This window comes from Microcoleus sp. S36b_A4, from assembly GCF_036700645.1.
Taxonomy (GTDB): domain Bacteria; phylum Cyanobacteriota; class Cyanobacteriia; order Cyanobacteriales; family Microcoleaceae; genus Microcoleus.
Window position 1 is genome coordinate 1 of sequence record NZ_JAUBPI010000154.1, and the last position, 8,140, is coordinate 8,140.

The window sequence follows — 8,140 nt, forward strand, 5'->3', positions numbered from 1 at the left end:
TTGATCGCTGGTATTTATAATTATGAACTTTTTTTGAAGACAAACTAGCGCTCGTCTGAGACTTTCGCAAGAGGTCTCTTGAATTAAGGGCAAGTCAGTCATTTTCAATTCCTTCCCACATTTGAGCAACCGAAATGGTTTGCCCAGTCATGGCTTCGTGCCAAGCTTGCCGAAAATCTTGTAGAAGCGCTGCTTGAGATTGGCCCTCTCCGTCAATTTCTGAGGGTTCTGGAATACTAAAAGAATTAGCAGGAGGCATCTCCTGGATTTCTGCTGAGAAAACCTCTGGCAGATTATTTTGCGAAATGATTACCCCCTGACGTTGCTTTTGGCTTAGAAACTCTATAAAACTCGCAACTAATGCCAGATGTTCTGGAGAAAGTCGATCGAGCCATCGATCGATTTGATGTCGAAGTGCTGCTACATTCATAATGCCATCAAACCTTTTAATTTTACCTTCATTTTAACTTGACACTCCCCGCCTTGAATATCGGTCTTCCCTCTGCCTCTGACACGGATGCGGTTCAAAACTCTTCTCCTCCCTTCTATGGCACAATCTAAATAAGATAAAACCCTCAAGCCACCATGACCGCAAACCTACCCCCGCAATACGACCCCCAAGCCACCGAAGCCAAGTGGCAAAAATACTGGGAAGACAACCAAACCTTCAAAGCTGACCCAGAAGCCGGCGGCGAACCTTACTGCGTCGTTATCCCGCCGCCCAACGTCACCGGCAGCCTCCACATGGGACACGCTTTTGAAGAGACGCTGATTGATGTCCTCGTCCGCTATCACCGCATGACTGGACGCAATACTCTGTGGTTGCCGGGAACGGATCATGCTAGCATCGCAGTTCAAACTATTCTCGAAAAGCAACTCAAAGCAGAAGGCAAAACTCGCCACGATTTAGGCAGAGAAAAATTCTTGGAACGGGCCTGGGAGTGGAAAGCTGAATCGGGCAATACTATTACTAACCAATTACGCAGTTTGGGCGTGTCTGTCGATTGGTCGCGTGAACGCTTTACGATGGATGAAGGCTTATCCGCTGCGGTTTTAGAAGCGTTTGTCCGCTTGTACGATGAGGGGCTGATTTATCGCGGCAATTACCTGGTGAATTGGTGTCCGGCGAGTCAGTCTGCTGTGTCGGATTTGGAGGTAGACCAGCAGGAAGTTGAGGGCCATTTGTGGCATTTCCGCTATCCTTTGACGGACGGTTCGGGTTATTTGGAGGTGGCGACGACTCGGCCGGAAACGATGTTGGGCGATACTGGGGTGGCGGTGAATCCACAGGACGATCGCTACAAACATCTTATCGGTAAAACTGTGACTTTGCCGATCGTCAATCGCGAAATTCCAATCATTGCTGATGAGTTTGTCGATCCGACTTTTGGAACTGGTTGTGTTAAGGTGACTCCCGCCCACGATCCGAATGACTTCGAGATGGGTAAACGTCACAATTTGCCGTTTATTAACATTATGAATAAGGACGGCACTTTAAATGAAAATGCCGGAGAGTTCCAGGGACAAGACCGATTTGTTGCCCGGAAAAATGTGGTGCAGCGGTTAGAAAATGACGGGGTTTTGGTTAAAATAGAAGATTATAAGCATACTGTTCCCTACAGCGAACGCGGCAAAGTCCCGGTCGAACCTTTGATATCTACACAATGGTTTGTGAAGATCGAGCCTCTTTCTCAACGTGCTTTACAAGCATTAGATCAAAGTAACTCACCAGTCTTTGTTCCTGACAGATGGACAAAGGTTTATCGGGATTGGTTGGTGAAGCTGAAGGATTGGTGTATCTCCCGACAATTGTGGTGGGGACACCAAATACCGGCTTGGTATGCTGTTAGCGAAACCCAAGGCGAAATTACTGACACGACGCCGTTTGTAGTGGCGAAAACTGAAGCTGAAGCTAAGGAAAAAGCTACGGCTAAATTTGGTAATGACGTAGAGTTAACAAGAGATCCAGACGTATTGGATACTTGGTTTTCATCTGGGTTGTGGCCTTTCTCAACTTTGGGATGGCCGGACGAAACTAAAGATTTGGAGTTTTACTATCCGACAACTACTTTGGTTACAGGTTTTGATATCATCTTTTTCTGGGTGGCTAGAATGACGATGATGGCAGGACATTTTACTGAAAAGATGCCTTTTGATACTGTTTACATTCACGGTTTGGTGTTGGATGAAAACGGTCAGAAAATGTCTAAGAGTAAAAATAACGGTATCGACCCGCTGCTGTTGATTGGCAAGTACGGTACTGATGCTTTGCGCTACACTTTGGTTAAGGAAGTGGTTGGGGCCGGTCAAAATATTCGCATGGAGTACGATCGCAAAACTGATGAATCGAAATCGGTGGAAGCTTCGCGTAACTTCACGAATAAGTTGTGGAATGCCGCCCGGTTTGTGATGATGAATTTGGAGGGACAGACTCCGCAACAATTGGGAAGTCCTTCTGGGGGAGGTGGTTTGGAATTGTGCGATCGCTGGATTCTTTCTCGCTATTATCAAGTTGTGCAACAAAGCCGCAATTGTTTGGAAAATTACGGTTTGGGAGAAGCGGCAAAGGGACTTTATGAGTTTATTTGGGGCGATTTCTGTGACTGGTATATTGAGTTAGTCAAGTCTCGCTTGCAACAGGATGCTGAACCAAATTCTAAGAAAGGGGCACAGCAAACTTTTGCTTTTGTGTTGGAAGGGATTCTGAAACTACTGCATCCTTTTATGCCGCACATTACTGAGGAGATTTGGCACACTCTGACTCAAACAGGTGACGATCAATGTTTGGCTTTGCAAGCTTATCCTGAAGCAAACGCATCACTCATTGATTCTGATTTGGAACAGCAGTTTGAGTTGTTGTTCGGTACAATTCGCACTATTCGCAATTTGCGGGCAGATTCTGATATCAAGCCAAGTGTGAAGGTGACGGCGATTTTGCAAAGCGAAAACGAGAAAGAACGCCAAATAATCTCAGATGGAGGCGTTTACATTCAGGATTTGGCAAAAGTGGAAAATCTGACCGTAACTGCTAGTTTGGATACAGATTTGGGACAGACAATTACTGGGGTTGTAGGTACTGTGCAAGTATTGATTCCTCTGGCTGGGGTGGTCGATTTGGCGGCTTTGCGTGCTAAATTAGAAAAGAAGTTGAGCAAAGTGGAAGCTGAAATTAAGCATACTGCGGCGCGTTTGAGTAATCAGAAGTTTGTGGATAAGGCTACTCCTGATGTGGTTCAGGGGGCGAGGGATGCTTTGGCGGAAGCCGAAAAACAAGCTGAGATTTTGCGCGATCGGCTAAAGTTGTTTTAAGAGTTGACTGTTGACAGGGGTGGGGGCGGGTTTAGGAGAGAGTTAGTTTCAGGCATAGATTTTTTGTAAAACCCGCCCCTAGAAGATAGCAAATCCTACAACCATCACCCATTACTAATTACCCTCATGTTATATTTAGCCCAAGTACAAAATCAGGAAAATTTAGGCGAGATAAGTCTGCAATTGCTGGCTTGCCAAAATTCTGATGATACTTGGGCTATTCTTAGTGAAGAAAGTTTCTTGACATTACAGAAAGATTTTGCTCAAAATCCAATTAACTCTGCAACGAATGTTTTAAATGCAGGGATTTTAGTATTAGCAAATGTTGACCAAAATAGCCAGGTTTTGGATATTCAAGCAGCTACAAACTGGGTACTACAATTAGTAGAGAAATATTTAACAACAGGTTTTACTCCCGATTTTTTGCAGCAAGAAGCCCAAAAAGTAGAAGATTGGAGGCAATCTCTCACTTTGCAGAGTCAAGAATTGTCTCGCCGCTTGATTGAAGTTGAAGCCCGCCGAGAACAAATTCAAAACTTAGAAGCAAAACTCCAGCAGGAAAAGCAATTGTTGGAAAGTTCGATCAACCAATTGAAAATTTCACCCGCTACACCGCCACTTTGACAAGCGAATTTCAAAGGTGGTACCCGCCACGTGATTTATCCGTGGAATCAATCCCAAATCGAAAATCGAAAATCCTCAAGCCCCCGCATTTATTCGTGGGGTCGCCTCTAAAATCTAAAATCTAAAATCTAAAATCGATTGACTCCAATTAACACACAACAGGTAGGGACACGGCACTGCCCTGTCCCCAAAAACCTAATATGCAATTTGCTGGACATCATATAATTTGTAACTTGACAAATACCCCTTACCCGTTGCCTAATCGCCAGCAAAATTGCCTGCGGTTAAAGCACTTTTGACTTCATCCAAGCGGCGGGGAGACACAGCAGTTTCTGAGAATTGGTAACATAAGCCCGCTTCTGAAACACATCATATTGATTGCGTTCGATCGCATTTAAGATCCTGCTGTACAGCATAGTAGCAGCCCAAACAGTCCAGCGGATATCGGGACTGAGTACTTTAATTCCCGGTTCGGCGCTGGCGTATAATTTGCGAGCTCGCTGAATTTGAAACCGCATCAATTCCCGCCAGCGGTTGTCAATTACACCATTGAATAAATCTTCTTCGGTGTAGTTAAACAAGGCTAAGTCTTCTAAGGGAATGTAAATACGGCCGCGGCGGGCGTCTTCTCCGACATCGCGCAGAATATTAGTCAACTGCTTGGCAATACCGAGGGAGATGGCTTCTTCTTTGGGAATTTTATTGCCCCAGTGCCAATTCCAGTTAGCAGCCGGATTCGACTCGTCTACACCCATGACAGACATCGACATCAGTCCGACAGTACCCGCTACTCGATAACAGTAAAGATTGAGCTCTTCAAAAGTTTCGTAGCGGCTGCGGTACAAGTCCATTTGCTGGCCCGCAATCATCTCTCGAAACGGCCCAATGTCGATCGGGAAACGAGACAGCGTATCCACCAAAGCTACGTCGTAGTCGTCGTGAGGATGGCCGGCAAACACAGATTCTAGCCGTTTTTCCCACAGATTGAGGGTTTCAGGGGTCGTTGCATCAGAACCCGGCCCGTCTACGAGTTCGTCGGTGCGGCGGCACCAGACGTAAATCGCCCAAATCGCCCGACGCTTGGCTTCGGGCATGAGTTGAGTGCCTAAATAAAAATTTTTGGCATAACTCGCCGTGACTTGGCGGCACAGTTCGTAAGAGTCATCCACAGAGGCCAGAGTTCTCATGCACTGGAGTTTTGACAGTTGCAGCATCCGAGAATAAGAAATTTAAAGATTAGAACTGATTTTCCCCCGTTTAGAAAACGGGAGATTTTTTACGTCTTTATGAAAAATTCTTAATTTTTCATTGGTTATTGGCCGTTGAAATAGCCTGCGCTGTCAGCTTACCAGAAAGCACGGCACCTTCCATACTCGCAAGATAACGCTGCATTGTATAATCCCCCGTTAGATAGAAATTGCTAATGGGAGTTGTTTGTGTGGGACGGCACTGCTGGCGTCCGGGAGTGGCTTTGTAAACGGAACGTGGGGTTTTGACTACGTGATATTTGAGCAGTTTGGCTGGTTCTGGGATTTGATCGGGAAAGAGTTTTTCTAACTCGACCATTGTGGCTGCGACGATATCTTCGTCTGATTTGCCGATCCAGTCTTTGGCCGGTGCTAAAACCAGTTCCAGCATGGATTTGTCTGGGTTGGCATATTCGCGGCAGGTGTTGCTCATGTCGGCGTAGACGCTTAGCAGGGGCGATCGCGAGAACAGCAAATGGTCGATATCAGTTAATTTGCGATCGAACCACAAGTGTACATTAATGACGGGTACTCCCTCCAAGCCTTCGAGCTGTTTGAAATAATCCATTTCGCCCCAAGGTTTCGGCATCATCAGCTTCAGCGGGTCAACCGGCATCGCAGAAACGTAAATATCGGCCGTCAGAATTTCTGACTCTGCCCCTTTTACTCCCCGAATCTGGAAGCCACGCACCGTGTTGTCATCGTTGAGCAAAAACTCCCCGATAGGTGCATTCAGCCGTACTTCACCGCCGCGCTCAGTTATGTAGTCTACCATCGGCTGACACAACCTCTCTGTGGGGGAACCGTCTAAAAAAGCCATTTTCGAGCCATTTTTCTCTTGCAGGAAGCGGTTGAGGGCTGTCAGCAGTATGGTTGCAGATATTTCGTGGGGGTCAATGAAATTGAGCGCCTTGGACATGGCGATGAATACTTCTTTTTCGACTCTGGGGGGGACGTTTTGCTTTTTCAGCCAGTCGGAAAACGAGTATTTGTCCATTGCTTCGACGTATTTTTGACCCTGAAGCATCGCCGGAATCAAACCTATACCAAAGCGGATTTTTTCGGGCCAGGTGAGCATATCGTTATTGCTCAGGATGGCTGCGACGCCGTTGAAGGGAGCCGGAAGGTCGGGAAAGTCAAAGCGGGAATAGGTTCCGGGGGTTTCCGGCTGATTGAAAATCATCGAGTGCTCTTTCCATTGCAGCCGGTCTTCGATGTCAAGTTCTTTGAAGAGTTGGAGCATATTCGGGTATGCACCGAAGAAGATGTGGAGGCCGGTTTCGTACCAGTCGCCGTCTGCATCTTTCCAGGCGGCGACTTTGCCGCCGAGTACGTCCCGACTTTCTAGGAGGATGGGGGTGTGGCCCGCGTCGGTAAGATATTTAGCGCAGGAAAGTCCTGCTAAGCCTGCTCCGGCGATCGCAACTCGCATTTGATACTACTTGGCCTCTGTGTTCGCTTCGGTTTAATTATACTTTACAACTCGTTACATTTTTTGGGAATTGGGGAAGGTGGATGTGAGGGGATTTGAGATTTGAGATTGCTCCCACAGCCGCAATCCGGGGGCTGGTGAGGACGACGCAGAGCTTTTTTCTGGCTCCCCAGCCGCGCTCCGGGGGCCGCGGGCCAAATTGCTTGATTGTCAAAGGACTGTTTTGAAAGATGCAATACCTCAGTATTAAGGAAAATTTAGCAAGTTTTGCTATCATTAATTATGAGGCAAATTTCAATAAATTAGTTGCATTTATGGTACAAACAATTCAAGCTATAAATGTCGCACTAAACGATTTGGAAACCCAATTCAAAATTGAGTGGGTTGAGGATGACCAATTCTTTCGCGAGTGGCAAGATGATTTGCCAGAAATCAGCGATTATGAAAAACAGCGGCTGGACAGAGTGAAGGCAAGTTACAGGAATTTGCTCAAACATCCGCCACTTCTAGAAAATACAGTCAAAATGGTTGTGCTGTCTCCTTTTTTGGATTTAGCAGATTTTTATCTGGCTCCTTTTCATGTTACTTCCGAAAAATCTGTAGAAATTGTGGACGAAGATGAAGGACTGATTGTCAGTGGACAGTTGGATGTTTTGGCTTTGTTTCAGGAGTTTTGGGTAGTAGTTATCGAATCGAAGAAGGCTGCGTTTTCTTTGGAAGTAGGCATACCGCAGTTACTGGCTTATATGTTAGCGAATCTGAGTACCGATCGATCTACTTACGGATTGTTAATGAATGGGGCAGATTTCCTATTTGTCAAATTAGTTAAGCGGGAAACAGCACAGTACGCTTTTTCTCGGAAGTTTTACCTTTTCAATCCGGGGAATGATTTGTACAGCGTGCTGAGTATTTTGAAGCGCCTCGGTCAGTTGAATGTTGGCAATCTAGTTTAGAAAGCGATCGCACTCTTCTATGAGGGCGATCGCTCAGAGACGCGGTTGTACTTCGCGTAAATAAAAAATCAACAGTGAACTAATTAGAATCCCCAGTCTTATTTAGACAATTGTTCGCAGTGCCGCTAGCCCCCCAAGGTGTAATGGGTAAAAATAATAGAAAAATCTTTTTTCTAAAGCCGTTGGTTTTTGGTCTTTAGAGGTATCGTAGTATGCCAGAACTAGCGGTGTGAATATAGCGAAAATTTGAATCGAGCTTTGGCAACTAATTGTATATCCGATATTTGCTATAGTCCAGCCGAACCACCACAGGCGAGATCCTCCTCCTTTCCACCTAATCATCAATAGCGGGCAAGCCACTGCATACCAGCCGTAACTCACTCCTAAAATTTGAGCACTTACTAGACCTGTGCTTAAAACTGCAATTTTGCGATCGAAGCGTCGGATGTAGCTCAAAGTTAGTGCTGCTACGGCAAAGCTAAACATGATGTTTAACTGCTGGGGGGGTAACAACCAGCCTGAAACCCAGAGGTGGTGAGGATTGAGGCAATGTGTGCTAAAAAAAGATAGGCAGC

At 46.0% G+C, this 8,140-nt stretch carries 7 protein-coding genes; 3 read left to right on the top strand and 4 right to left on the bottom strand.

Annotated elements, in window-relative coordinates:
* Positions 1–94: 94 nt before the first annotated feature.
* Positions 95–430, bottom strand: a complete 336-nt coding sequence (locus tag QUA03_RS27530; protein WP_333216712.1) for a hypothetical protein — start codon at positions 428–430, stop codon at positions 95–97.
* A 155-nt stretch (positions 431–585) separates the two neighbouring features.
* On the opposite strand from QUA03_RS27530, the gene QUA03_RS27535 reads away from it, so the two are divergent.
* Both QUA03_RS27535 and QUA03_RS27540 read left to right on the top strand, forming a co-directional pair.
* Positions 586–3,309: a valine--tRNA ligase gene (locus tag QUA03_RS27535; RefSeq protein ID WP_333216714.1), complete on the top strand. Its 2,724-nt coding sequence runs from the start codon at positions 586–588 to the stop codon at positions 3,307–3,309.
* A 126-nt stretch (positions 3,310–3,435) separates the two neighbouring features.
* Entirely contained in the window at positions 3,436–3,933 is a 498-nt protein-coding gene (locus tag QUA03_RS27540) for a hypothetical protein (protein ID WP_333216716.1), read from the top strand.
* 284 nt (positions 3,934–4,217) lie between these two features.
* Here QUA03_RS27540 and crtB read toward each other — a convergent pair whose 3' ends face one another.
* Together crtB and pds are read right to left on the bottom strand one after the other, a co-directional pair.
* Entirely contained in the window at positions 4,218–5,147 is a 930-nt protein-coding gene (gene crtB / locus QUA03_RS27545) for a 15-cis-phytoene synthase CrtB (protein ID WP_333083196.1), read from the bottom strand.
* 91 nt (positions 5,148–5,238) lie between these two features.
* Positions 5,239–6,612: a 15-cis-phytoene desaturase gene (gene pds / locus QUA03_RS27550; protein WP_333160049.1), complete on the bottom strand. Its 1,374-nt coding sequence runs from the start codon at positions 6,610–6,612 to the stop codon at positions 5,239–5,241.
* A 230-nt stretch (positions 6,613–6,842) separates the two neighbouring features.
* Between pds and QUA03_RS27555 the strand changes: the two genes are divergently transcribed.
* Positions 6,843–7,565 carry a restriction endonuclease subunit R gene (locus QUA03_RS27555; protein ID WP_445304878.1) on the top strand — a complete coding sequence of 241 codons (723 nt, stop codon included), beginning with the start codon at positions 6,843–6,845 and terminating at the stop codon, positions 7,563–7,565.
* Positions 7,566–7,667: 102 nt separating this feature from the next.
* Here QUA03_RS27555 and QUA03_RS27560 read toward each other — a convergent pair.
* Positions 7,668–8,140 (bottom strand): TraX family protein (locus QUA03_RS27560; RefSeq protein ID WP_333216719.1); only part of this gene is annotated, 473 nt, incomplete at its 5' end.